Genomic DNA, 25,645 nt, shown 5'->3' with positions numbered 1-25,645 from the left:
GCTGATCGACACACACGACCGCGGAGCCGGCCGGCCCGGCCGGCCGTGGACGGGTCGGCCGGCTCCGCGTCCGGTCACTCCTTGGCGGCGGCGAGGGCTGCCAGTTCGCGGTCGACCGCGATCTGGTGCGCCTCGGCGTCCTCACGCGCCCTCTTCGGGCTCCAGCGACCCGCCATCACGAAGACGAAGGGCAGGAAGAGCACCTGGCCGCCGACGCAGATCCACCACCAGTTGCGCCACTCGCCGGGTCCGTCCTTCGACGCCTTCTGGACCTTGGCGCCGTACTCCTGCAGCAGCTTCAGCTGCGGCGCCGCCTTCTGCACGACGCCCAGGTTCTCCGCGCCGACCTCCTTGACGGCGCGGGCGCCCAGCGCGGGCGGCACCGTGGTCGGCGTGTACTTGTTCAGCTCGGCGAAGAGCTGAGGGTGCGCGTTGACAATGGCCAGCGCGGGCGCCGCCTGCACCGAGGCGGCCTTGACCTCGGCGCCGTGCTCCACGAGCGGGGTCACTGACGTGACCAGCACCGGGATGAAGGCCGCGGAGACGGCGACCACGATGCGCACCGTCCAGCCCCACACCGCCAGGCCCGCCGCGGTCGCCGCCGGGTTGTGCTTCTCCACGGTCTCGGTGAAGCTCGCCATCCAGGGTGCGTAGGCGATGCCGCTGAAGACGCCGATGCCGATGAACAGCCAGGCGAAGGTGTAGTAGTCGGTCGTCAGGTGAGTGGCGCGGGTGGCGAAGATCGCGGTCACCACGACGGAGCCGACCGCGCCGACGATCATGAAGGGTTTGCGCACCTTCAGCCGGTCCGAGAGCAGGCCGACCAGGACCAGGGCAATGGCGTTCGCCCCCCAGTACCAGTTGGCCAGCGCGTTGGTGCGCTGCTCGCTGTAGCCGAAGGTGGTCGCGAAGTAGACGACGAAGTTGCCGACCGCCGCGTAGTACAGCAGCAGGAACACGGCGATGGCGAAGGCCGAGCCCAGCACGTCCAGGCGCATCATCTGCCGCCACTCGCCGCGGCGCACCGCCTCGGTGTCCAGCCCCTTGGCGCGCGCCTCGACCAGCGCCCGGTCCCGCAGCGACACCATGGTCTGGTCGCGCAACGCCGGGGACAGCTCGCGCAGCGCGAAGATCGCGACGACGAAGACGACGAACCCGGCGATCGCCGAATAACGCAGCTCGTCCTGCCAGGTGGCGCTGTCGAGGGTGTTGCTGGTGACGGTGGTGACCACCAGAGAGCCGATGACCGGGCCCATCGTCCAGTACCCCATCGCGGTGGCACGGCCGAGCTGCGGGGAGAAGTCCCTGATCAGCGCGGGGGTGGCGACCAGCACGATGCCCTCGATGAAGCTGACGAGCGCGAAGAGCACCAGATAGGCGGTCTTGTTCGCCGCGTTCGGCAGCCCGAAGAAGACCAGCAGCGCGGCGATCAGCAACCCGTAGACCACCAGATTCGCCCGGCCCCAGCGATCCGCCAGACCGGCCACGAGCGAGGCGAAGGCCCCGATGGCGTTGCCGATCACCGAGACCCAGACGAAGTAGCGGTACGTCATGTCGAAGTGCGTGATGATCGACGTCGCCACCGCGTACTGGATGTACAGCATGTAGTAGAGGACGACGGTGGTGATGACCACGATCGCGAGATACGTCATACGGCGACCGGTGGGCGGGTAGTCCGCCAGATCTCGGCGGTACAGCCAGGTCAGCGGGGTGCGGGCGTCCACGGCGGGCGCATCGGGCGCGGGTCTGTCGGCGTCGAACGCCGTCGGAGTGGCGGACATACGGCTCCTCCTGGGGATACGCGGAAACCGGGTGTTTGCGTCGGTTCGACGGGGGACAAAGTGCGCCCGGCTCCGAGAGCGTGGCCAGAGGCTAGTACCGACTAGTCGGTATGCCTAGGGGTCTGCACGAGGTCCTTCTGGTCACGTTCGACGGGCACCACCCCAGCGCGGGAAGCAGCAAGGGGCCGACTCCCGAAAGAGTCGACCCCTTGACACCTACGAACTCGACGAACGACCTAGCTCAAAGCAATGAACCGGTCACACGTTGAAGCGGAACTCCACCACGTCCCCGTCCTGCATGACGTAGTCCTTGCCCTCCATGCGGGCCTTGCCCTTGGCGCGGGCCTCGGCGACGGAGCCCGTCTCGACGAGGTCCGCGAAGGAGATGACCTCGGCCTTGATGAAGCCCTTCTGGAAGTCGGTGTGGATGACACCGGCGGCCTCGGGGGCGGTCGCGCCCTTCTTGATGGTCCAGGCGCGGGATTCCTTGGGGCCGGCCGTCAGGTACGTCTGGAGGCCGAGGGTGTTGAAGCCGACGCGGGCCAGGGTCGTCATGCCGGGCTCCTCGACGCCGACCGACTCCAGGAGCTCCATGGCTTCCTCCTCGTCGAGCTCGGCGAGGTCCGCCTCCAGCTTGGCATTGAGGAAGATCGCCTCTGCGGGGGCGACCAGGGCGCTCTGCTCGGCCTTGAAGGCGTCGTCGACCAGCTCGTCCTCGTCCACGTTGAAGACGTACAGGAACGGCTTGGTGGTGAGCAGGTGCAGGTCGTGCAGGAGTTCCTCGTTGCCGGAGCCCTGGACGATGCCCGCGGAGAAGAGCGTGTCGCCCCTCTCCAGGATCGCCTGCGCCGCCTCGACCGCCGCGACCTTCGGGCCGATGTCCTTCTTGATGCGCGATTCCCGCTGGAGGCGCGGCAGGACCTTCTCGATCGTCTGGAGGTCCGCGAGGATCAGCTCGGTGTTGATCGTCTCGATGTCGTCCTTGGGCGAGACCTTGCCGTCGACGTGCACGACGTTCTCGTCCTTGAAGGCACGGATGACCTGGCAGATGGCGTCGGACTCGCGGATGTTCGCGAGGAACTTGTTGCCCAGGCCCTCGCCCTCGGACGCGCCCTTCACGATGCCCGCGATGTCGACGAAGTCGACGGTGGCGGGGAGGATCTTCTGCGAGCCGAAGATCTCGGCCAGCTTCGTCAGCCGCGCGTCGGGGACGCCGACCACGCCCACGTTCGGCTCGATCGTGGCGAACGGGTAGTTGGCCGCGAGCACGTCGTTCTTGGTCAGGGCGTTGAACATGGTCGACTTGCCGACATTGGGCAGACCGACGATTCCGATCGTGAGCGACACGTTGCGACTTCCCGTACGTGAGGATGTTGAGGATGTGAGGACTGGGGCTGCGCGGCCCGGGTCCTTCATGGCTGCCATGACCGGTGACCGGCATGGCTGATGCGCGGGCCGATCCACCAGTCTACGGCGTGCCCGGGCCCGCACCGGCGACGTATCGAACGCATGGCCAAGGTCTGCCTATCGGCGTGTCTCGGCGTGTCTGAAGGGCTATTCGACACATAAAACGACCTAAGTTGGTCCAGTGGAGCAACACAGGACGCGTCCCTCTCAGTACCGACCGCGACGCGGCATGCCCGTTCCGGAACAAGCCGGGCGGGGCTCGGACGGCGATGTGCGGCGGGGCGCCCCTGCGGCTCGGCGGCCCGCGCCGCCGCTGGTCCAGGCGGTGCGGAGGATGCCCAACCCCCGGCTCACCGGGCTGGGCAGCGGGCTGTTCTGCGGTGCGTCGATGTTCGCGCTCGGCTGTCTCGACCAGTTGCTGTTCGGGGCTTCGCCGACGGTGTACGGGGTGCTGTTCCTGCCGGTGTGCGCGCTGACCGCGGTGTGGGTGCGGCGGGGGGACCTGGTGACCGCGCCCGTCGTCGTACCGATCGCTTTCGCCTTCGGGCTGCTGCCGGTCGCCGACGACAGCGGGGGCGGGGTCGGCGGCCGCGCGATGGGGCTGGTCACCGCGCTCGCCCTGCAGGCGGGGTGGTTGTACGGGGGGACGCTGGTCGCGGGTCTGATCGTGACCGTCCGCAAGGTGCGGCTGATGAGCCGCCGGGCCGCCCAGCGACGCGCCCAGGCCGCCGCCGCGCGGCGGGATCTCCCGCCCGGCCGTGCGTCCCGGTCGGCCGGATAGCCCGAGTCCGGCGGACAGCCCGACTCCGGGACGACAGCCGACGAGCCGGGACGGCGGTCGGCGAGCCGGGGCACCCGGCGGACGGCGACTTCCCCGCACTCCACTCCCGAAGCGCGGCCCTACGTCGCCGACTTCGCCGCTCTCATCGCCGCTCCCACGATCCCCGCGTTGTTCTGCAGCTGCGCCGGGACGATCTCCGCCTTGATGTCCTCGATGAGGTGCAGGAATCGGTCGGACTTGCGGCTGACTCCGCCGCCGATGATGAAGAGCTCCGGGGAGAAGAGCATCTCGACGTGGGCGAGGTACTTCTGCACGCGGTGCGCCCAGCGCTCCCAGGTGAGCTCGTGGTCCTCCTTGGCCTTGGTGGAGGCGCGCTTCTCGGCCTCGTGGCCGGACAGCTCCAGATGGCCCAGTTCCGTGTTCGGGACGAGGACGCCGTCGTGGAAGAGGGCGCTGCCGATGCCCGTGCCGAAGGTGAGGAGGATGACCGTGCCCTGACGGTCGCGTCCGGCACCGAACTGCATCTCGGCGACGCCCGCCGCGTCCGCGTCGTTCAGCACGGTCACCGGGAGGCCTCCCAGCCGCTCGCCGAGCAGGGCGCGCGCGTCGGTGTCGATCCAGGCCTTGTCGACATTGGCAGCCGTACGGATGGTGGCGCCGCCGGTGACCACACCGGGGAAGGTGATCCCGATCGGGCCCGTCCAGCCGAAGTGACCGACGACCTCCTTCACGCCGTCGGCCACCGCGTCGGGCGTCGCCGGCTGCGGGGTGAGCACTTTGTAGCGCTCCTCTGCCAAGTCGCCGCGGTCCAGGTCCACGGGAGCGCCCTTGATCCCTGAACCGCCGATGTCCACACCGAAGATCTGCATGGCCCTACGTTACGTCGTACGACTGACAGTCACTTCTCGGGCTCGGGTGCCGCACGGCCCCCGGGACCTCACTTCTCGCCGGTGCGCTCCGCGACCAGTGCCGCAGCCTCCGCGCGCAGATCGCGGCGCAGCTCCTTCGGCAGCGAGAAGGTGATGGACTCCTCGGCCGCCTTGACGATCTCGACGTCCTCGAAACCGCGCTGCGACAGCCACTCCAGGACCTGCTCGACCAGGATCTCCGGGACGGACGCACCCGAGGTGACGCCGACCGTCGTCACGCCGTCCAGCCACGCCTCCTCGATCTCGTCGGCGAAGTCCACGAGGAACGCGGCGCGCGCGCCCGCGAGCTTGGCGACCTCGACGAGGCGTACGGAGTTGGAGGAGTTCTTCGAGCCGACCACGATGACGAGGTCCGCTTCCTCGCCCATCTGCTTCACGGCCAGCTGACGGTTCTGCGTGGCGTAGCAGATGTCGTCGCTCGGCGGGGAGATGAGCTGCGGGAACTTCTCCTTCAGCGCGTCGACCGTCTCCATGGTCTCGTCGACCGACAGCGTGGTCTGGGAGAGCCAGACGACCCTGGAGGGGTCGCGGACCTCGACCTTGGCGACGTCCCCGGGGCCGTCCACGAGGGTGATGTGGTCGGGCGCCTCGCCGGAGGTGCCGATGACCTCCTCGTGGCCCTCGTGCCCGATCAGGAGGATGTCGAAGTCCTCGTTCGCGAACCGGACCGCTTCCTTGTGCACCTTGGTGACCAGCGGGCAGGTCGCGTCGATGGTGGCGAGCTTGCCCTCGGCGGCCTCGTCGTGGACGACCGGGGCGACGCCGTGCGCCGAGAACATGACGATGGACCCCTCGGGGACCTCCGCCGTGCGCTCGACGAAGATCGCGCCCTTCTTCTCCAGGGTCTGCACGACGTACTTGTTGTGAACGATCTCGTGCCGGACATAGATCGGGGCCCCGTACTGCTCAAGGGCCTTCTCGACGGCGATCACGGCACGGTCCACGCCCGCGCAGTAGCCCCGGGGGGCGGCGAGCAGGACACGGCGGCCAGGCGAAGCAGTCATGCACCCCATCGTAAGGCCGCGCCCGGCGGGTCAAAGATCGCCTCCTTGGGGACACTGTGAGGAGCCGGGCGGGGAGCTGGGAGGGGTGGGGCCAGGCGCGACCCTCGGGAGGCACGATGTCCGGCACGGAGCCCGCAGTGGACACAGCCCGCACAGCCGACCCGGAACACGGACTGCGGCGCAGCCTCGGCTTCCGGGATCTGGTCGTCTACGGGCTGCTGTTCATCGCCCCCATGGCGCCGGTCGGTGTCTTCGGGACCCTCGACGCCAAGTCGCACGGGGCGGTGGCGCTGGTCTACGTCGTCGCCACGGTCGCCATGGCTTTCACCGCTTTCAGCTACGCCCAGATGGTTCGCGTGGTCCCTCAGGCGGGTTCGGTGTTCGCCTACGCGCGCGTGGGTCTTGGACGAGGGGCCGGATTCGTCGCCGGGTGGATGGCGATGCTGGACTATCTGCTCATCCCGGCGGTGGCGTACCTCTTCTCGGGGATCGCCATGAACTCCCTGGTGCCGGACGTCTCCCGGTGGGTGTGGACGGCGCTCGCGGTCGTCATCACGACACTCCTGAACCTCTGGGGCGTACGGGCAGCCGCCCGGGTCGGCTTCCTGGTGCTCGCCATGGAAATCGTGGTCCTTCTTGTCTTCATCGTGTCGGCGACCGTCATGCTCGCGCGCGACGGGGCCCACCGCGACTGGCTGTCCCCGCTGTCCGGCGACGGCACGCAGGGCGCGTTCGCGCTGTCGGCGGTGATCGGCGGCGTCTCGGTCGCCGTGCTGTCGTATCTGGGCTTCGACGCGATCGCCACGTTCGCGGAGGAGGTCACGGGGGGCTCGGAGAAGGTGGCCCGGGCGGTCCTGTTCTGTCTGGCGCTGGCGGGTGTGCTGTTCGTCGCCCAGACGTATCTGGTGGCGCTGCTGGAGCCGCTGTCGTCCGCGCAACTCGCCGCCGATCCCGGAAAGCAGGGGTCGGCTTTCTACGACGCCGTGGACTCCTCGGTCGGTTCGTGGCTGCACAACCTGGTGGCGGTGAGCAAGGCGATCGGTGCGGCGTTCGCGGCGCTCGCCGGGCAGGCCGCGGCGGGGCGTCTCGTCTTCGCGATGGCCCGCGACCGGCGGCTGCCGCGGGCGCTGGCGCGGACCGACTCCGGGGTGCCGCGGGCCGCACTGCTGTGCGCGGCTGTCATCACGCTGGTCGCCGCGGTGTGGGCCGCGCGGCGCGACGACGGCCTCGACAAGCTGGTGTCGGTCGTCGACATCGGTGCGCTGACCGCGTTCACGTTGCTGCACGCGAGCGTGGTGGGCTGGTTCGCGGTACGGCGGCTGGGCGGGCCGGTGGTGTGGTGGCGGCATGTGCTGATCCCCGTCGTCGGCGCCGCGATCACTGTCGCGGTGATCGTCGAGGCGTCGGGCACGGCCCAGCTGGTGGGCGCGATCTGGCTGGCGGTGGGGCTGGCGGTGCTCATCGCGCAGCGGGAGCGGGACATGCCGCAGTCGTGAGCGAGGCGGACGCCTGCCTGCGGCCCAGCCAGACCGCGGAGGCGAGGTGCACCACGGCGCTCACGCCGCCCCCGATGGCCATGCCGGGCACGCCCGAGGTCAGACCCATCACCATGTCGCCGGCCTGAGCGGCGGCGCTGACCGCGAGCAGCGGGACCAGGTGGCGTCGGTGCCTGCCGCCCAGGGAGACGAACACCGCGGCGGTGAGCGGGAGTTGACGTACGGCGATGCCCTCGGCGTAGAGCCGCAGGCCGTCCTGCGCCGTGCTGCCGTCCGGCAGGACCAAGGTCGGATCGACGACGCCCACCAGGGAGGCGATGGCCGAGGTGGCGACCAGGGCGGCGTTGGCGGCGAGAACCCACTTCTGCGAGCGGGACGTGTTCATCGGCATTTCCATGCACTCCTCGAATCATTCGAGCTCTGAACGATATGGAGAAGTTAGCATTTTCGACGTGAACGATGTCAAGGGCTCTCCCTCCCAGGAACCCGACCCCGAGGCACTGACCGGCACCCTCACCTTCCGGCTCGGCACCGTCGGCGCCCTGGTCGGCGCCCGTTTCACGGCAGCCGTCGAGGACCTCGGAGTGAAGCCCAAGCACGTGGGGCTGCTCTCCGTGCTCAGCTCCGGAGCGCCCGCGTCGCAGCAGGACGCCGCCCGGACGATGGGCGTCGTGCCCAGCCTGGTGGTGACACTCGCCGACCAGCTCGAAGGCCTGGGCGCCATCGAGCGCGTACGCGATCCGGACGACCGGCGCCGTCACCGGCTCGGACTGACCGAGGAGGGACACGCGCTGCTGGCCGAGTGCACGGCACGCGCGCGTGCCCTCGACGCGGAGCTCACGGCGGGACTGAGCGCGGCGGAACGCGGCGCACTCGCCCGCGCGATGGGTGTACTGGCCCGCGACGCCGGGCTCCCGTAACCCGTGCGGGAGTGCGGGCGCTGTCGGTGGCGGCCGTTACGCTCGGGCGCATGGCTCTCAACACGTCCGCGGACGCTCCGCTGCCCGTCGGCGAGGTGTCGCGGCTCATCGGGGGATGGATCGACCGGCTCGGCGCGGTGTGGGTCGAGGGGCAGATCACCGAGCTGTCGCGGCGCCCGGGCGCGGGCGTCGTCTTTCTGACGCTGCGCGACCCGTCGTACAACATCTCCGTGAGCGTGACCTGCTACCGGCAGGTGTTCGACGCGGTGGCCGACGTGGTGACCGAGGGCGCGCGCGTGGTCGTCCACGCCAAGCCCGAGTGGTACGCACCGCGGGGTCAGCTGTCGCTGCGGGCCACCGAGATCAAGCCGGTGGGGGTCGGGGAACTCCTCGCCCGTCTTGAGCAGTTGAAGAAGTCACTGGCCGGCGAGGGGCTGTTCGCCGCCGATCGCAAGAAGCCGCTGCCCTTCCTGCCCCAGCTGATCGGGCTGGTGTGCGGCCGGGCGTCCGCGGCCGAGCGGGACGTGCTGGAGAACGCGCGGCACCGCTGGCCGGCCGTCCGCTTCGAGGTCCGCAATGTCGCCGTGCAGGGCGTGCACGCGGTGCCGCAGGTCGTGCAGGCCGTGAAAGAGCTGGACGCGCGGGACGATGTCGACGTGATCATCGTGGCGCGGGGCGGCGGCAGCGTGGAGGACCTGCTGCCGTTCTCCGACGAGCAGCTCGTACGAGCCGTGGCCGCGTGCCGTACGCCCGTCGTGTCGGCCATCGGGCACGAGCCCGACAACCCGCTGCTCGACCACGTGGCCGACCTGCGCGCGTCCACACCGACCGACGCCGCCAAGAAGGTCGTGCCGGACGTCGGCGAGGAGTACGAACGGGTGCGGTTCCTGCGGGACCGGGCGCGGCGCAGCGTCCAGTCCTTCATCGAGCGGGAGGAGCGCGGCCTCGCGCATGCGCTGGCCCGCCCCTCGATAGAGGATCCGCACCGCATGGTCGACGAGCGTGCGGACCAGGTCGCCGCCCTGCTGGACCGCGGCCGGCGCACCCTCGGGCACCTGCTCGACCGCGCCGACTCGGAGCTGACGCACACCCACGCGCGCGTGGTGGCCCTCTCCCCCGCGGCGACCCTCCAGCGGGGGTACGCGGTGCTGCAGAAGAGCGACGGTCACGTGGTCCGGGGGCCGGACGAGGTGGCGGCCGGCGAGGAGTTGCGGGCGCGGGTCGCCGAGGGTGAATTCACGGTACGAGTCGATGCATAGGGTGGGCGCATGACCAGCAAGGTGGACGAGTCGCTCGGGTACGAGCAGGCGCGGGACGAGCTCATCGAGGTCGTACGCCGTCTGGAGGCGGGCGGTACGAGCCTGGAGGAGTCCCTCGCACTCTGGGAGCGGGGCGAGGAGCTGGCGAAGGTGTGCCGGCGGTGGCTGGAGGGCGCGCGCAAGCGGCTGGACGCGGCGCTCGCGGAAGAGGAAGAAGAGACCGGGGGCGGCTCGGCCGGCTCCGAGTAGAGCAAGGCCGGCCGGCTCCGGGCGGGGCCGGACACGAGCAAGCCGGTTCTTGAAAGTTGAAGCACGTGTGAAGTGGATCACGTTGCGCGACTTTTGGTTGAAGCTTAAACCTTCCTGTCGTACTGTCGAGACCTCAAGCCGATCCCCCCGGATCCCCGCTCGTCCCGAGAAGGTTCTTCATGTCTCTCGTCCTTGACCCCACCGCCCAGGACCTGCTGTTCCGCGAGGCCCGCACCGCGAACACGTTCACCGACGAGCCGGTGACCGACGAGCAGGTGCAGGCGATCTACGACCTGGTCAAGTACGGCCCGACCGCCTTCAACCAGTCGCCGCTGCGCATCACCCTGGTCCGCTCCGCCGAGGCCCGCGAGCGCCTGGTGAAGCACATGGCCGAGGGCAACCAGCCGAAGACCGCCACCGCCCCGCTGGTCGCGATCCTCTCCGCGGACAACGAGTTCCACGAGGAGCTCCCGACCCTCTTCCCGCACTTCCCGGCCGCCAAGGACCTCTTCTTCTCCGAGCGTCCGGCCCGTGAGGGTGCCGCCTCCCTGAACGCCGCCCTCCAGGCCGCCTACTTCATCATCGGCGTCCGCGCCGCCGGCCTCGCCGCCGGCCCGATGACCGGCCTCGACTTCGCGGGCGTCCAGAAGGAGTTCCTGGACGGCGACCACACCCCGCTGATGGTCGTCAACATCGGCAAGCCGGGCGAGGACGCCTGGTTCCCGCGCTCCCCGCGCCTGGCGTTCGACGAGGTCGTCACCACCGTCTGATCCCGCGCGAGCGACCAGCACGAACGCATACGAGAAGGGCCCCCGGCAATGACGCCGGGGGCCCTTCTCGTACGTACGCACCAAGGCGTACGCCCGCTGCAAGCTCAGGACGTCTTCAAGGCCTCGGCCATCTTCGCCAGCTGGCCGAACGACGCCGTTCCGGTCACCACCGTCGTGGAGCCCTTGCTCTTGAGCACGAGAGCGTCGTAGCGACCCCCCGTATACCGCTGCCACGTCTGGTCGCCGATGCGCTGGGTGACCTTCGTCTCCTCGGCGCCCTGGCTGGCCGTGTCGATGAACACGGCCGGCTTCTGCGTGGACTGCTCGATCGCCACATACTGGCCGTCCGGGGCATGGAAGCCCAGGTGCCAGGTGTCGAACGCCGAGCCGTCGTACCGCACCGACGTCGCCTTCCAGGTCTCGGGCAGGCCCTCGGGCGCCGCCACGGGATAACTCGCCGCGCGGCGCGCCGTGAGCAGCTCGACCCGGTAGTCGACGCGCTTGAGGGGAGGCTCCGAGTCGTCGTGCGGGATGAAGATGTAGATGATGCCCGCCATGAGCCCGATGAGGGCCAAGGAGAGGATCATGTCCCGGACCGACTGCTTGCCTTTCGTACCTGCCACGGACCTATCGTCGCAGGTGCCCCGGCCTGCTCATCCGTAGGGTCCCCTGCTCATTTTGTCGGCCTAACGATAGAGTCGGGACTATCACCCTCATCCGGCCGTCGTCGTATCAGAAAGGTGCGTCTCGATGACCGAGAATCATCAGTTGCCGTCCGAACTCGAAGTCCCGTCGGAAGCCCCCGACCGAAATCTGGCCCTGGAACTGGTCCGCGTCACCGAGGCCGCCGCGATGGCCGCGGGCCGCTGGGTCGGCCGCGGCGACAAGAACGGCGCCGACGGCGCCGCCGTCCGGGCCATGCGGACCCTCGTCTCCACCGTCTCGATGAACGGCGTCGTCGTCATCGGTGAGGGCGAGAAGGACGAGGCCCCGATGCTCTTCAACGGTGAGCGCGTGGGCGACGGGACCGGTCCGGAGTGCGACATCGCCGTCGACCCGATCGACGGCACCACGCTCACCGCCAAGGGCATGAGCAACGCGATCGCCGTGCTCGCCGCCGCCGACCGCGGCACCATGTTCGACCCGTCCGCGGTCTTCTACATGGACAAGCTGGTCACCGGCCCGGAGGCCGCCGACTTCGTCGACATCAACGCGCCCGTCTCCGTGAACATCCGGCGGGTCGCCAAGGCCAAGCGCTCCACGCCCGAGGACGTCACGGTCGTCATCCTCGACCGGCCGCGTCACGACGGGATCATCAAGGAGATCCGGGAGACCGGCGCGCGCATCAAGCTGATCACCGACGGCGATGTCGCCGGTTCGATCCTGGCCCTGCGCGAGGGCACCGGCATCGACCTGCTGCTCGGCATCGGCGGCACGCCCGAGGGCATCATCTCGGCCTGTGCGGTCAAGTGCCTCGGCGGCACCATCCAGGGCAAGCTGTGGCCCAAGGACGACGAGGAGCGGCAGCGGGCCATCGACGCCGGTCACGATCTGGACCGCGTGCTGACCACGAACGACCTGGTCTCCGGCGACAACGTGTTCTTCGTCGCCACCGGGATCACCGATGGTGAGTTGTTGCGTGGGGTGCGGTATCGGGCGGAGACCGCCACGACTGAGTCGATCGTCATGCGGTCGAAGTCCGGGACGGTGCGGCAGATCACGTCGGAGCACCGGCTGAGCAAGCTGCGGGCCTATAGCGCGATTGACTTCGACCGGGCCAAGTAACTCCGTCGGCTGCGCTGGGCGCCTGCAGGCCGTGGGTAGCTGCGGGTAGTTCGTGGCTGGTCGCGCAGTTCCTCGCGCCCCTAAAGGGGCGCCTGAAGGGACGCATGTCTGAAGGAGCTCTTGCCTGAAGAGTGGCTACGGAAAGAGGGGCGCCCCCTGTGCGGAGGGGGCGCCCCTCTTTGCGTGCTGGGTGGTTAGCCGGCTGCCGCTATCGTCCCCCGGGTGGCCTTCTGGAGTTCGAGGTCGCGGCGGCGGCGCCTGGCGAGGACCACTCGGCGTTCGGCGGCTGTGAGGCCGCCCCAGACTCCGTACGGCTCGGGTTGCAGCAGCGCGTGTTCGCGGCACTCGACCATCACCGGGCAGCGGGCGCAAACGCGCTTCGCCGCCTCCTCACGGGAGAGTCGGGCCGCGGTGGGTTCCTTGGAAGGGGCGAAGAACAGGCCGGCTTCGTCTCGCCGGCACACGGCCTCCGTGTGCCATGGCGCTTCCTGATCCCTGTCCCGCACTGGCGCCCGCGGGGCCGGAACGGCAGCTACCTGCAGGGACTGATGCGGCGGTTGCAGCACGGTCTACTCCTGACGACGGCTTCGCGAGCGTGCCGGGCACCGCGGAAAGTTCCACAGCGCCCTCCAAGAGACGATGCAGCAAGGCCTACCCGCTGTGCGCGAGCCTATGCACTGAGTTCCGAAGCCCGGTCATTCTCGTACGCGGCAAGGCTCGTACAACTGGACCAATTCGCTGGCGGCGCCGCCGAATTCACAAGCGTCAACGGTCCAGGTGTTTGCGCAAACCCCGGTCCACCCGGTCGGCCACACGCTCGGTCACGCGGCCCGTCATCCGGTCGAGAATGTCCGCGATCAGCTTGCCGCGCTTGGGCGCCGCCTCGACATTTCCGAGTACAGCGAGTCCGTCGACGTAGACGACCGGTGCGTGGGGATCGGCCGAATCCAGCGTGGCCACTTCGAAGTTGCCCAGCACCGCTCCGCCGTTGCCGCGCAGCGAGACGTTCTCCGGGACCCGGATCTCCACGTTGCCGAAGACCGAGATCGCCTTGATCACGACGTGCTGGTACTCGAAGATCGCCTCACTGAGGTCTATCTCGATATTGCCGAAGACCGAGTACGCGTGAATACGGCGCCCGGCGCGCCAGCGGCCCTTGCGGGCGGCCGAGCTGAAGACCGCCACCACGTTCTCGTCGGCCTCCACCGGGATCGAGCCCGCGGTGGGACGGTTGGGCGCGGAGGTGTAGGCGGAGGTCGCGCGGCCCGGGTGGGCGGCGGGCAGGTCGCGTATGAACTGGTCGAGTTCGCCCACCGTCTTCGTGGCCAGCACCCCCTCCACCCGCTCGGAGTGTTCCTCGGCGGTGAGGCGCCCCTCGGCGAGCGCCTCGCGCAGGATGTCGGCGATCCGGTCACGGTCGGCGTCCGAGGCGCGCAGCTCGGTCGGCTCCGCCGCCAGGGTGGCGGTCGGCTGCGCCGACGTGGGCGCGGTCGGGTCGGGGCGCTTCTGAAGGTCCACGAAAGCAGCGTACCCAAACGCGATAGATCGCGACTACCCCTTCTCGCGACCTGTGGAAAACACGTCGTACGTGCGTCCGATGTTCGAACTGAGCCTTACCTCACAGGCTCGGTGTCCGTGCCAGGTTCTACGCTGGTGGACGCTGCCAATGGAGGCACGCCGTCGTCTGCCGAGTGAGGAATGGGCTAGATGCCTGAGTTCGCGTACACCGATCTGCTCCCCCAGGGAGAGGACACCACCCCCTACCGGCTGGTGACCTCCGAGGGTGTCTCCACCTTCGAGGCCGACGGGCGCACGTTCCTCAAGGTCGAGCCGGAGGCGCTGCGCAAGCTCGCCGCGGAGGCCATCCATGACATCCAGCACTATCTGCGGCCCGCCCACCTGGCCCAGCTGCGGCGCATCATCGACGACCCCGAGGCGTCGAGCAACGACAAGTTCGTGGCGCTGGACCTCCTGAAGAACGCGAACATCGCGGCCGCGGGCGTCCTCCCCATGTGCCAGGACACCGGCACGGCCATCGTCATGGGCAAGCGCGGGCAGAACGTGCTCACGGAGGGCGGCGACGAGTCGGCCCTGAGCCGTGGCATCTACGACGCCTACAAGAACCTCAACCTGCGCTACTCGCAGATGGCTCCCCTCACCATGTGGGAGGAGAAGAACACCGGCTCGAACCTGCCGGCGCAGATCGAGCTGTACGCGACCGACGGCGGCGCCTACAAGTTCCTCTTCATGGCCAAGGGCGGCGGGTCCGCGAACAAGAGCTTCCTGTACCAGGAGACGAAGGCCGTTCTGAACGAGGCCTCCATGATGAAGTTCCTGGAGGAGAAGATCCGCTCGCTCGGTACGGCCGCCTGCCCGCCGTACCACCTGGCGATCGTCGTCGGCGGTACGTCCGCCGAGTACGCCCTGAAGACCGCGAAGTACGCCTCCGCGCACTACCTGGACGAGATCCCGGCCGAGGGCTCCGAGCTGGGCCACGGCTTCCGGGACAAGGAGCTGGAGGAGAAGGTCTTCGAGCTCACCCAGAAGATCGGGATCGGCGCGCAGTTCGGCGGCAAGTACTTCTGCCACGACGTACGGGTCGTCCGGCTGCCGCGGCACGGCGCCTCCTGCCCCGTCGCGATCGCCGTGTCCTGCTCCGCCGACCGGCAGGCCGTCGCGAAGATCACCGCCGAGGGTGTGTTCCTGGAGCAGCTGGAGACCGACCCCGCGCGCTTCCTCCCCGACACCACGGACGAGCACCTCGACGAGGCGGGGGACGTCGTGCGCATCGACCTCAACCAGCCGATGGACGACATCCTCGCCGAGCTGACCAAGTACCCGGTCAAGACCCGGCTCTCGCTCTCCGGCCCGCTTGTCGTGGCCCGTGACATCGCGCACGCCAAGATCAAGGAGCGGCTGGACGCGGGCGAGGAGATGCCGCAGTACCTGAAGGACCACCCGGTGTACTACGCCGGTCCGGCGAAGACGCCCGAGGGGTACGCGTCCGGTTCCTTCGGGCCGACGACCGCCGGCCGTATGGACTCCTACGTCGAGCAGTTCCAGGCGGCGGGGGGTTCCAAGGTGATGCTGGCGAAGGGGAACCGGTCGGCGCAGGTCACCAACGCGTGTGACGCGCACGGGGGCTTCTATCTCGGCTCCATCGGCGGGCCCGCCGCGCGGCTCGCCCAGGACTGCATCAAGAAGGTCGAGGTCGTCGAGTACGAGGAGCTCGGCATGGAGGCCGTCTGGAAGATCGAGGTCGAGGACTTCCCGGCGTTCGTCGTCGTCGACGACAAGGGCAACGACTTCTTCCAGGACCCGGCGCCGGCGCCGACGTTCACGTCGATTCCGGTGCGTGGGCCCGGGCTGGCGTAGTCCCTTCGGGGCGCCCGGGGATGGTTTCTCGCCCCCGCCGCCCCTACCCGTCCCATCCCTTCCTGGGGGCTGCGCCCCCAGACCCCCGCTAAAAGACTGCGCAGTTCCCCGCGCCCCTCAACAGTCGGCTGCGGGCCGGTGGGGGCTGGTCGCGCAGTTCCCCGCGCCCCTAAAAAACCGCCGGCCCGCCCCAGGTGCTCTTAAGGGGCGCGGGGAACTGCGCGAACGGCCCCCACCGGCCCGCAGCCGGCAAACAACCTGGTGATGGCGTCGCATCCCGGGACGGCTCCGCGCTGTCCCACTTCGTCCCAGGAACGAGCGGGACAGCATCTTTGTGCGCTTTGCCGGAAAAGCTCCGTGCTGACTGGATCACAGCCTGTGATCCGAAGGTCAACTCGGAGGGAAGTCCCATGATTCGACGCACACTGCGCAACGGCCTGGTGGCCGCGATCGCGGCTGTCGCCATCTTCCCGGCGGCGGCCGTCGCCTCCGCCGGACCGGCTCCGCACGCTCCCGGCTGGAGCACCACGCCCCCGCAGACCTCGACGCCGAGCTGGTACCCGACCGCCCCGCAGTCCGCCGTTCCCGGCCGGCCCGGTGCGCAGCACAGCAAGCCGAAGACCCACGTCCGGCACCACGCGAAGGCCCACACCCGGCACCACTCGGCAAGCCACCTGCGCCACCACGCCCGGCACCACGTGACCACGCACGCCCGGCACCGCGTGATGACGCACACCTGGGGTCGTGTGGCGACCCACCACCTGCGGCTGAACGTCCGGTCCGGTCCGGGTACCGGTTACCGGGTCATCGGCTCGCAGCCCATCGGCCGCGTCGTGGCCATCTCCTGCAAGAGGCAGGGTTCCAGCGTCCTGGGCAACCAGCGCTGGTTCAAGCTCGCCCACCACAAGGGTTACGTCTCCGCCCGCTATGTGAGGAACCGCAGCGCCGTTCGCTGGTGCTGAGGAGCGCTCCGCCGCTCATGACACCCGGTGCCTCCTGACGGGGCGGGGCAGCCCCCGTCAGGAGGCACCACCGGGCGCGCCACTGGACGTACGACCCGTCGATCAGCCGATCACACCGCCTCCCCGCGGCGAAACAGCAGGTCAACTCCCCTTCATATTCCGGCGATCGTGGTGTGGCCCGGCGTCGCACGCGGGAACACATCAGGGCGGTCACCCCGGCACGGCGAGGGAGCAAGATGGAGAGCCACGTGACGGTCAAGAGGCAGCCGCTGCCCGACTCGTCGGACGACGCAGGGCAGCTCCTGGTGGAGCGGCTGCGCACCCTCAAGCAGCGGACGGGGCTGAGTCTGGCCGCGCTGGCCACCGCCACCCCGTTCAGCAAGTCGACCTGGCACCGCTATCTGAACGGCGACCAGTTCCCGCCGCGCCAGGCGGTCGAGGCGCTCGGCCGACTCGCGGACACCGACCCCGGCCCGCTGCTCTCCCTGTGGGACGCCGCGGTCCGGGCCCAGGCCAGGGCGGCGACCGCGCCGCGGCAGCAGCCGCCGAGCACGGTCGCACCCGTACTGCCGGCCCCGGCACCCGCACCCGTCCGCGCCCGGCGGCTGCGCCGTGTCCGGCAGCCGAACCGGGCCGTTGTCGCCCTCGCCGCGGTGGCCGCCACGGTGGCGGTCACCGCCGGCGCGGCGGACATCATCGACCCCGACGAGGCGGCGGCCCCCCGGGCGGCGGCGTCCTGCCACGGCAGCAGCTGCCAGGGGGAGTTCCCGACCTCCGAGACCTGCGGCCGTGACGCGCGTACGGAGAGCACCGTCACCAAGGCCGCCCAAGTGGTGCTGCTGCGCTTCTCCCCGTCCTGCGCCACGGTCTGGTCCGAGGTGCGCACCCGGGCCGGCGGCGCGCGGGAGATCTCGATCAGGTCGGGTCAGGACGAGCTGTCCGCCACCTACCCGGGCGACAAGTCGGACGGCTACAGCAGCCCGATGCTGGCCGCGTCGAACCCGAGCGGAGCACAGGCGTGCGCCAAGGTCGGCGGGAAGCCCGCGTGCACCGGCCTGTTCGGCGTTCCGCGGCGCTGACCGCCGGGCCTTGCGGGCCGACGCACGGGGACACTCCGTTTCCGTCGTCTGCCGCGGGAACACGGGACCCGTCGGCGATGCTGTCACCAGTGGAGGTGTCGTCCATGGCAGATGGCCAGGCTGAAGTCCCGTTCCGCATCGAGCACGACTCCATGGGTGAGGTCAGGGTGCCCGCGGACGCGAAGTGGCGGGCCCAGACGCAACGGGCGGTGGAGAACTTCCCGATCTCCGGACAGCACCTGGAGCGCGCCCACATCGAGGCCCTCGCCCGCATCAAGGCGGCCGCCGCGAAGGTGAACGGCGAGCTGGGTGTGATCGGCAAGGATGTCGCGGAGGCGATCCAGGAGGCGGCCGGTGAGGTCGCCGAGGGGCGCTGGGACACGCACTTCCCGGTCGACGTCTTCCAGACGGGATCCGGCACGTCCTCCAATATGAACACCAACGAGGTCATCGCCACGCTCGCGACCGAGCGGCTCGGCAGGGACGTACATCCCAATGACCATGTGAACGCGTCGCAGTCGTCGAACGACGTCTTCCCCTCCTCGATCCACATCGCCGCCACCGCCGCCGTCACCCGTGATCTCGTCCCCGCGCTGGAGCACCTCGCGGCCTCGCTCGCGCGCAAGTCCGAGGAGTTCGCCGATGTCGTGAAGTCCGGGCGTACGCATCTCATGGACGCGACGCCGGTGACGCTGGGACAGGAGTTCGGGGGGTACGCGGCCCAGGTGCGGTACGGGGTCGAGCGGCTGAACGCCTCGCTGCCCCGGCTCGCCGAACTGCCCCTCGGGGGGACGGCCGTGGGGACCGGGATCAACACTCCGCCCGGGTTCTCCGCCGCCGTCATCGCGGAAGTGGCCCGGGACACCGGACTGCCGCTCACCGAAGCCCGCGACCACTTCGAGGCGCAGGGAGCGCGCGACGGCATCGTCGAGACCAGCGGGCAGCTCAGGACCATCGCCGTCGGACTGACGAAGATCGCGAACGACCTGCGGTGGATGGCTTCCGGGCCGCGCACCGGACTGGCCGAGATCAGCCTCCCGGATCTTCAGCCGGGGTCCTCGATCATGCCGGGGAAGGTGAATCCGGTCATCCCCGAGGCCGTGCTCATGGTCGCCGCCCAGGTGATCGGGAACGACGCCACCGTCGCCACGGCCGGAGCGGCCGGCAACTTCGAACTCAACGTCATGCTGCCCGTCATCGCGAAGAACGTCCTGGAGTCCGTCCGGCTGCTCGCCAATGTCTCGCGGCTGCTCGCCGACCGCACCGTCGACGGGATCGTCGCGCACCGCGAACGGGCCCGCGAGTACGCCGAGTCGTCGCCGTCCGTGGTGACGCCGCTCAACAAGTACATCGGGTACGAGGAGGCCGCCAAGGTCGCCAAGAAGGCGCTGGCGGAGCGGAAGACGATTCGCCAAGTCGTCCTGGAGTCGGGGTACGTGGAGCGGGGCGATCTGACCCTTGAGCAGCTGGACGAGGCGCTGGATGTCCTGCGGATGACGCATCCGTAACACCCTCCCTCTCCCGAGAAACGCCTGATGACGCCCCCGTAACGTCCTGTGCCGGGTGGCGAGAACCGTGACGCGCGCCGCAGCGTCGTATGCCCGGGGCACCTAATATCTGGTCATGGCAGACGGTGGAGCGGTGAGACGAGTGGAAGCGGACGGGTCGACGGCGCGCTGGGCCCCAGGGAGTCAGATCCTGTGGCGGTACCGGGAGAACGCCGGCGAGCACGTCCACATCTGCCGCCCCGTGACCGTCGTACGGGACGACGACGAGCTGCTCGCGGTGTGGCTGGCCCCGGGCACGGAGTGTGTGAAGCCGGTCCTCGCCGACGGTACGCCCGTGCACGGGGAGCCGCTGGAGTCGCGCTACACCAAGCCGCGCACGGTGCAGCACGGCCGCTGGTTCGGCACCGGTGTACTGAAGTTGGCGCGGCCCGGCGATCCCTGGTCGGTGTGGCTGTTCTGGGAGCCGGGCTGGCGTTTCAAGAACTGGTACGTGAACCTTGAGGCGCCGCTGGCCCGTTGGGAGGGCGGGGTGGACTCCGAGGATCACTTCCTGGACATCTCCGTGCACCCGGACCGGACTTGGCACTGGCTCGACGAGGACGAGTTCGCCATGGCGCAGCGGGCCGGTCTGATGGATGCTCAACTGGCCGCACGGGTAAGGGAAGCGGGATGGTCGGCGGTGGACGCGGTCCGTGCCTGGGGCGCGCCGTTCTCGGACGGCTGGCAGCACTGGCGCCCGGATCCTTCGTGGCCGGTTCCCGCTCTGCCGGATGACTGGGACCGTACGCCCGCGCACGTGTCCTCATGAGACCCTTGATGCGCCCCCGTGGTACAACCGTAGGATCGTCTTCCGCGTCAAATTCAATCAAGGCCGGTGCGCAGCACCGTCGTTGAGGGGTGGCGGTCGGGTGACGGGAGGGCGCGCGGCAGCAACAACTCCCGCAGTATGAGCCGGGCTTGACCATACGTCACCGAGGGGCGGCAGGACGTGAGCGAGGGGTACGAGAGCCACGGCGGTACGGCCCGCAGACGGCCGGGCAGGCCGCGCGGGCTCGCCACGGCGACGGCGTTCCGGTCGGCGCGAGCCGTACCCGGCCCTGACGACGCGCAGATTCCGTTCCCGGGGCACACATTCCGGGTATCGGGGCTGCGGGACGAACTGTGCGCACGGCGCGCAGCCCCGGACGGATGGATTCGACACGCGTGACGGAGCACCCCACCTCGCACGAGCGCCGGCAGCCCGGCGCCGGCCGGACGCCCGCCCCCGCGGACCCTCGCGGGGCGCTCCTGCGTACCCCGGAGCAGCCGTCCCTCACGCCGGGAACCGCCGCGTTACCCGTTCAGGCACGCAACGGCGACGCCCCGGCCGGGCCGGGTACGGCCGTGCCCTGCGCCAAGGGCTCCGCCGACACAGGTGCGGGCTCGCCCTCGCCCTCCGGCACCGGCGCGCCCACACCGCCGCCCGCCTCCCCCGGCCCCGAGCACTCCCAGCCTTCGGCCGCCGAGCCCGATCCGCACCGCCCGCGCCCCACGTCCGAGGCCATCCCGGCCCAGCCGGCCGCCGAGCAGGACCGGCCTGCGCGGAGCGGCGGCAAGGAGCGGCGCACCGGGCAGGGGCAGCTGCCGCAGGGCGGTCCGATGCCGATGCGGCGCGACGGCGACCGGCTGCGCTTCGTGGGCGCCGCGACCCGGCGGATCGCCCGGGGCATCGACCTCGACGAGATCGTGATGGGCCTGTGCCGGGCCACCGTGCCCACCTTCTCGGACGCGATCCTCGTCTATCTGCGCGACCCGCTGCCGGTCGGCGACGAGCGGCCCACCGGGCCCCTCGTGCTGCGGCTGCGACGCACCGACCGGATCCCCGAGGACCGGGACACCGACGGCGGCTTCATGCCCGCGCTGCGGCCCGAGCCCAGCGAACTGCAGGCGATGACGGCCGAGTTGTGCGAGGTGCGCCCCGGTGGCGCCCTCGCCGAGGTGCTGCGCGGTGTGCGGCCGGTGTTCGCGGACGCGCCCGCCGCCCGGGCCGCGCTGCCCGAGCTGCTCGGCGACGACCTGGTCGTGCCGGGCGGGCAGCGCGCGATCCTGGCGCCGCTGCGCGGCCGCCGCCGGGTGATCGGCGCGGCGCTGTTCCTGCGCCGCCCGGAGCGCCTCGCCTTCGAGGCCGACGATCTGCTGGTCGCCGCCCAGCTCGCCACGCACAGCGCGCTCGGCATCGACAAGGCGGTGCTGTACGGGCGTGAGGCGTACATCGCCGACGAGTTGCAGCGCACGATGCTGCCCGAGACGCTGCCGCGGCCGACGGGTGTGCGGCTCGCCAGCCGTTACCTTCCGGCCGCCGAGACCGCGCGCGTCGGCGGCGACTGGTACGACGCGATCCCGCTGCCGGGCAGCCGCGTCGCCCTCGTCGTCGGTGACGTGATGGGCCACTCCATGACGTCGGCGGCCATCATGGGCCAGCTGCGGACGACCGCGCAGACCCTCGCCGGGCTCGATCTGCCGCCGCAGGAGGTGCTGCACCACCTCGACGAGCAGGCGCAGCGGCTCGGCACCGACCGCATGGCGACGTGCCTGTACGCCGTCTACGACCCGGTCTCGCACCGCATCACCATCGCCAACGCGGGGCATCCGCCGCCGGTCCTGCTGCACCTGGGCGGGCGGGCCGAGGTGCTGCGGGTGCCGCCGGGTGCCCCCATCGGCGTCGGCGGCGTCGACTTCGAGGCCGTAGAACTGGACGCACCCGCCGGAGCCACCCTGCTCCTCTACACCGACGGGCTCGTCGAGTCCCGCCTGCGCGACGTGTGGACCGGGATAGAGCAGCTGCGGGAGAAGCTCGCCGCGACCGCCGCGCTGACCGGACCCGACCATCCGCCGCCGCTCGAAGCGCTGTGCGACGAGGTGCTCGACATGCTCGGCCCGGGCGACCGGGACGACGACATCGCGCTGCTCGCCGCGCGCTTCGACGGGATCGCGCCGAGCGATGTCGCGTACTGGTTCCTCGAGCCGGAGGACGCCGCCCCCGGGCGGGCCCGTCGGCTGGCCCGGCGCGCGTTGTCCCGCTGGGGCCTGGAGGACATGACCGACTCCGTGGAACTGCTGGTCAGCGAGGTCGTGACGAACGCCGTCCGCTATGCGTCCCGCCCGGTCACACTGCGGCTGCTGCGCACGGACGTCCTGCGCTGCGAGGTCGGCGACGACGTACCGCAACTGCCGCGGCTGCGGCAGGCGCGCGCCACGGACGAGGGCGGACGCGGGCTCTATCTGGTGAACAAACTGGCCAGACGGTGGGGCGCGACGCGGCTGAGCACGGGCAAGGTGGTCTGGTTCGAGCTGAACCGGGGCTGAGCGCGGCGCCGTGCGAGCCGTGCGCGCTCGATGGATGAGGATGGGTAAGACAGAGACGCAGACGCCAAGGGCGCCCGGTGGATCACCGGGCGCCCTTGGCGTGCACTACTGACCATGTACTACTGCCCATGTACTACTGACTGTTCGGATCCAGTGGGTTGTCCGGGATCCCGTCGGTCGGCGTCGCCGTCGCGGTCGTCGGCTTCGTGGTGGTCGGCTCGGTCGTCGTCGGCTCGTCCGTCGGGGTCGGCGGGCTGGAGGTCGTCGGCGGCTCGGTGGTCGGTTCCTCGGTGGTCGGGGACGACGTCGGGGTGCTGCTCCGCGTCCGCGTGGGCGTGGGCGTCAGGGTGGTGGGCTGCACCGCCGCGCCCGACGTGGTGTTCAGGTCGAACTTGGTGACCTTGCCCATCGCGCCGAAGGTGTACTCCGCCCAGATCTGGGCCGGGAAGCCACCACCGTTGACACGGCCGCTCTCCGCCACGAGGCCCGTGGCGCCCTTCATCGACACCTGCTGGCCCGCCTTGCTGGTCCCGACCGCACCCTCGCCGAACAGACCGACCGACGTGACCAGGTTCGGCGTGTAGCCGGTGAACCAGGCCGACTTGTTGTTGTCGGACGTACCCGTCTTACCGGCGACCTGCTGGCCGTCGCGGGCCGGGTTGTCCCGCACGGAGACCCGGGCCGTACCGTCGTCGACCACGCCGGTCAGCACCGAGGTGACCGTGTCGGCCGCCTCTTCGCTGATGACCTGGTCGCCGATCGCGTCCGGGATCTTGACGTTACGGTCCTTGTGCTCGACCTTCGCCAGGATGGCAGGGGTGACCTTCTTGCCATGGTTGTCGAGCGTCGCGTACACGCCGGCCATCTGCAGCGGGCTCGCGCCCATGGAACCGAGGGTCTGCGCGGGCACCGACTCCAGCTTCTCGGTGTCCATGCCGAGCTTGCCCGCGACCTTGAGGACCTCGTCCATGCCGACGTCGACGCCCATCTGCGCGAAGACGGAGTTGATGGACTTGTTCACCGCGGTCTGGACGGTGACGTTGCCGTAGCTGCGCTCGTCCTCGTTCGGCGGCGCGAAGGCGATGTCACTGCCCACGACTGGACGACGGTTCGTACCGTCGTAGACCGTGTTCGCCGTGATCGTCTTGCCGCTCTGCTTCTTGGCCTGCTCGTCGAGGGCCGCCGCGAAGATCAGGGGCTTGAAGGTCGACGCGACCTGGTAGTCGACGCGGGTCGCGTTGTTCCTGTAGTGGTCGAGGTAGCTCTTACCGCCGTACATCGCCAGGACCTTGCCCGTCTTGGGGTCGACGGAGACGGCACCGGCCTGGATGTCGCCGTCGACCTTGCGCTTCTTCGGGTCCAGCTTGCTGGTCAGCTGCGCCTTGACGGTCTTCTCCAGCAGCGCCTGCTTCTTCTTGTCGATGTTGAGCGTGATGGTCCAGCCGCCCGCGTCGACCATGTTCTGGGCGTCGTCCAGGCTGGTGGCGGTGCCCTGGTCGACGAGCTGCTTCGCCAGTGCGCTGTCGGCCGCCTTCACCAGGTAGCCGGTCTGGCCCTCCATACCGGGCGCGCCCTTGGGGGCCTTCGGCTCCGGGAACTTCATGGCCGCGCGCTTGGCGGAGTCCAGCCAGCCCTCCTCGACCATGTTGTCGAGGGTGTAGGCCCAGCGGGCCTTGACCAGTCGCTTGCCGGTGTCCGTGGCGACCGCCCAGTCGTACTGGCTCGGGGCCTGGAGCAGCGAGGCGAGGTACGCGCCCTGCTCGACACTGAGTTCGCTCGCGTCCACGCGGTAGTACGCCTGGGCCGCGGCCTGGATGCCGTACGCGCCCTCGCCGTAGTAGCTGGTGTTGATGTAGCCCGCGAGGATGTCGTCCTTGGACGTCTGGCGGTCCACCTTCAACGAGATGACCAGTTCCTTCAGCTTGCGCGTGACGGTCTGGTCCTGGTTGAGGTAGTAGTTCTTGACGTACTGCTGGGTGATCGTCGAACCACCCTGCTTGCCCTTGCCGGAGAGGGTGTTGATCAGACCGCGGGCCGTGCCCTTGAGGTCGACGCCCGCGTCCTTGTAGAACGACTTGTTCTCGGCGGCGACGAAGGTCTTCTGGACGTCCTTGGGCACCTTGTCCAGGTCCACGATCTCGCGGTTGACGGTGCCGGTGCGGGCGAGCAGTTTGCCGTCGCTGTACTGGTAGATGTTGCTCTGCTGCCGGGCGGCCGCGTTGCCCTTGGGTATGTCGACGACCATGTAGAGCACGATGAAGGCGCCCATGCCGAGCAGGCAGCAGCCGAGGAACGTCCCGAGGATCGTCTTCCAGTTGACGAACCTGCGTATACCGCTGCGGCGGCCGGCCTTCTTGCCCCCGGCAGTCGCTCCGGCCGCCGGTCCGGAGGCCACTCCGGACGCCGCTCCAGTCGCCGCTCCGGACGAGCGCTTGGGCGCCGCGCGGCGGCCCTGCGCCTGCCGCGCTCGTCTCTCTTCCGCTCGTCCCATGGGTCGATCCGCTCCGCTTCACTCTCGTGTGGCACACAGGTTCGTCGCTCAGGTCAGCTCAGAAAGCTAACACCGCGCGCTATGACAAAGGGCCGCCGATCCGGTCTTTTCCGGACGTGACAATCAGCACGCACTGCGCACCTGCCCCAACGAAACCGACGAGCGAGAGGGGTGGAAGGTTGCCGGGATGCGGAAAGTGATCGCGCTTGGGTTTCCTCGCCCCCGCCGCCCCTACCCGTCCCATCCCCAGGGGCTCTGCCCTTCGACCCCGGGATGGGTTGTGTGTCGGGTGCGGGTGGGTGGGGGCTGGTCCAAAAGATTGCGCAGTTCCCCGCGCCCCTAAAAGACAAAAGCACCCGGGGCGGGCGGGGGATCGCGGGGCGAAGCCCCGCGCCTTCAGGGGCGCGGGGAACTGCGCGAGCAACCCCCACCGACCCGCAGACGAACTCTCTTAAGGGGCGCGGGGAACTGCGCAATCTTTTAGGGGGGTCTGGGGGCGCAGCC

At 69.9% G+C, this 25,645-nt stretch carries 22 protein-coding genes; 13 read left to right on the top strand and 9 right to left on the bottom strand.

Annotated elements, in window-relative coordinates; genetic code table 11:
• Nucleotides 1–74: 74 nt before the first annotated feature.
• A complete protein-coding gene (locus tag OG975_RS30850) occupies nt 75–1,781 on the bottom strand; it encodes a nitrate/nitrite transporter (RefSeq protein WP_406332627.1) in 1,707 nt (568 codons plus the stop codon).
• Nucleotides 1,782–2,039: 258 nt separating this feature from the next.
• A complete protein-coding gene (ychF, locus tag OG975_RS30845) occupies nt 2,040–3,128 on the bottom strand; it encodes a redox-regulated ATPase YchF (RefSeq protein WP_330307056.1) in 1,089 nt (362 codons plus the stop codon).
• Nucleotides 3,129–3,522: 394 nt separating this feature from the next.
• Between ychF and OG975_RS30840 the strand changes: the two genes are divergently transcribed.
• Nucleotides 3,523–3,969, top strand: a complete 447-nt coding sequence (locus OG975_RS30840; protein WP_406332626.1) for a DUF6542 domain-containing protein — start codon at nt 3,523–3,525, stop codon at nt 3,967–3,969.
• Nucleotides 3,970–4,088: 119 nt separating this feature from the next.
• Here the strand turns inward: OG975_RS30840 and ppgK are convergent, their stop codons facing one another.
• Both ppgK and OG975_RS30830 read right to left on the bottom strand, forming a co-directional pair.
• Nucleotides 4,089–4,838: a polyphosphate--glucose phosphotransferase gene (gene ppgK / locus OG975_RS30835; protein WP_406332625.1), complete on the bottom strand. Its 750-nt coding sequence runs from the start codon at nt 4,836–4,838 to the stop codon at nt 4,089–4,091.
• 68 nt (nt 4,839–4,906) lie between these two features.
• Nucleotides 4,907–5,911: a 4-hydroxy-3-methylbut-2-enyl diphosphate reductase gene (locus OG975_RS30830; protein ID WP_406332624.1), complete on the bottom strand. Its 1,005-nt coding sequence runs from the start codon at nt 5,909–5,911 to the stop codon at nt 4,907–4,909.
• 107 nt (nt 5,912–6,018) lie between these two features.
• Here OG975_RS30830 and OG975_RS30825 point away from each other — a divergent pair, with 107 nt between their 5' ends.
• Nucleotides 6,019–7,398, top strand: coding sequence for an APC family permease (locus OG975_RS30825; RefSeq protein WP_406332623.1), 1,380 nt, complete (start codon nt 6,019–6,021; stop codon nt 7,396–7,398).
• Here OG975_RS30825 and OG975_RS30820 read toward each other — a convergent pair.
• Nucleotides 7,361–7,783, bottom strand: a complete 423-nt coding sequence (locus tag OG975_RS30820; protein WP_406332622.1) for a hypothetical protein — start codon at nt 7,781–7,783, stop codon at nt 7,361–7,363. The genes OG975_RS30825 and OG975_RS30820 overlap by 38 nt on opposite strands.
• Nucleotides 7,784–7,850: 67 nt before the next feature.
• On the opposite strand from OG975_RS30820, the gene OG975_RS30815 reads away from it, so the two are divergent.
• From OG975_RS30815 to OG975_RS30800, 4 genes are all read left to right on the top strand, one after another.
• On the top strand, nt 7,851–8,318 hold the full coding sequence (locus OG975_RS30815) for a MarR family winged helix-turn-helix transcriptional regulator (protein WP_406332621.1): 468 nt from the start codon (nt 7,851–7,853) through the stop codon (nt 8,316–8,318).
• Nucleotides 8,319–8,368: 50 nt separating this feature from the next.
• Nucleotides 8,369–9,577, top strand: a complete 1,209-nt coding sequence (xseA, locus tag OG975_RS30810) for an exodeoxyribonuclease VII large subunit (RefSeq protein WP_406332620.1) — start codon at nt 8,369–8,371, stop codon at nt 9,575–9,577.
• 9 nt (nt 9,578–9,586) lie between these two features.
• Nucleotides 9,587–9,826: an exodeoxyribonuclease VII small subunit gene (locus OG975_RS30805; protein ID WP_330307048.1), complete on the top strand. Its 240-nt coding sequence runs from the start codon at nt 9,587–9,589 to the stop codon at nt 9,824–9,826.
• Between the two features lie 179 nt (nt 9,827–10,005).
• The gene (locus OG975_RS30800; RefSeq protein WP_369261731.1) at nt 10,006–10,596 is read left to right on the top strand and encodes a malonic semialdehyde reductase; all 591 of its coding nucleotides are present in this window, start codon (nt 10,006–10,008) and stop codon (nt 10,594–10,596) included.
• 104 nt (nt 10,597–10,700) lie between these two features.
• Here the strand turns inward: OG975_RS30800 and OG975_RS30795 are convergent, their stop codons facing one another.
• Nucleotides 10,701–11,219, bottom strand: coding sequence for a DUF4245 domain-containing protein (locus OG975_RS30795; RefSeq protein WP_406332619.1), 519 nt, complete (start codon nt 11,217–11,219; stop codon nt 10,701–10,703).
• Between the two features lie 127 nt (nt 11,220–11,346).
• Between OG975_RS30795 and glpX the strand changes: the two genes are divergently transcribed.
• Complete coding sequence (gene glpX, locus OG975_RS30790; RefSeq protein WP_406332618.1) at nt 11,347–12,381, top strand: class II fructose-bisphosphatase; 1,035 nt, start codon at nt 11,347–11,349, stop codon at nt 12,379–12,381.
• A 194-nt stretch (nt 12,382–12,575) separates the two neighbouring features.
• Here glpX and OG975_RS30785 read toward each other — a convergent pair whose 3' ends face one another.
• Both OG975_RS30785 and OG975_RS30780 read right to left on the bottom strand, forming a co-directional pair.
• Complete coding sequence (locus OG975_RS30785) at nt 12,576–12,947, bottom strand: WhiB family transcriptional regulator (protein WP_330307044.1); 372 nt, start codon at nt 12,945–12,947, stop codon at nt 12,576–12,578.
• A gap of 199 nt (nt 12,948–13,146) precedes the next feature.
• Nucleotides 13,147–13,899: a DUF1707 domain-containing protein gene (locus OG975_RS30780; protein WP_406332617.1), complete on the bottom strand. Its 753-nt coding sequence runs from the start codon at nt 13,897–13,899 to the stop codon at nt 13,147–13,149.
• 189 nt (nt 13,900–14,088) lie between these two features.
• Here OG975_RS30780 and OG975_RS30775 point away from each other — a divergent pair, with 189 nt between their 5' ends.
• The 6 genes from OG975_RS30775 (at nt 14,089) to OG975_RS30750 (ending at nt 22,650) form a co-directional block, all read left to right on the top strand.
• Entirely contained in the window at nt 14,089–15,756 is a 1,668-nt protein-coding gene (locus tag OG975_RS30775) for a fumarate hydratase (RefSeq protein WP_406332616.1), read from the top strand.
• Between the two features lie 410 nt (nt 15,757–16,166).
• Nucleotides 16,167–16,718: an SH3 domain-containing protein gene (locus OG975_RS30770; RefSeq protein WP_406332615.1), complete on the top strand. Its 552-nt coding sequence runs from the start codon at nt 16,167–16,169 to the stop codon at nt 16,716–16,718.
• 248 nt (nt 16,719–16,966) lie between these two features.
• Nucleotides 16,967–17,797 (top strand): DUF2690 domain-containing protein, encoded by an 831-nt coding sequence (locus tag OG975_RS30765; protein ID WP_406332614.1) that lies wholly within the window; start codon nt 16,967–16,969, stop codon nt 17,795–17,797.
• A gap of 104 nt (nt 17,798–17,901) precedes the next feature.
• Nucleotides 17,902–19,305: a class II fumarate hydratase gene (locus OG975_RS30760; RefSeq protein WP_406332613.1), complete on the top strand. Its 1,404-nt coding sequence runs from the start codon at nt 17,902–17,904 to the stop codon at nt 19,303–19,305.
• Nucleotides 19,306–19,420: 115 nt separating this feature from the next.
• Nucleotides 19,421–20,113 (top strand): DUF402 domain-containing protein, encoded by a 693-nt coding sequence (locus tag OG975_RS30755; protein WP_406332612.1) that lies wholly within the window; start codon nt 19,421–19,423, stop codon nt 20,111–20,113.
• Between the two features lie 380 nt (nt 20,114–20,493).
• The gene (locus OG975_RS30750) at nt 20,494–22,650 is read left to right on the top strand and encodes a SpoIIE family protein phosphatase (protein WP_406332611.1); all 2,157 of its coding nucleotides are present in this window, start codon (nt 20,494–20,496) and stop codon (nt 22,648–22,650) included.
• A 133-nt stretch (nt 22,651–22,783) separates the two neighbouring features.
• On the opposite strand, the gene OG975_RS30745 is transcribed toward OG975_RS30750, so the two are convergent.
• Complete coding sequence (locus tag OG975_RS30745; RefSeq protein ID WP_406332610.1) at nt 22,784–25,141, bottom strand: transglycosylase domain-containing protein; 2,358 nt, start codon at nt 25,139–25,141, stop codon at nt 22,784–22,786.
• Nucleotides 25,142–25,645: the final 504 nt, after the last annotated feature.

This window comes from Streptomyces sp. NBC_00203 (assembly GCF_045206325.1).
Classification (GTDB): Bacteria; Actinomycetota; Actinomycetes; order Streptomycetales; family Streptomycetaceae; genus Streptomyces; species Streptomyces lutosisoli.
This window is presented reverse-complemented; position numbering and strand designations above follow the sequence as displayed.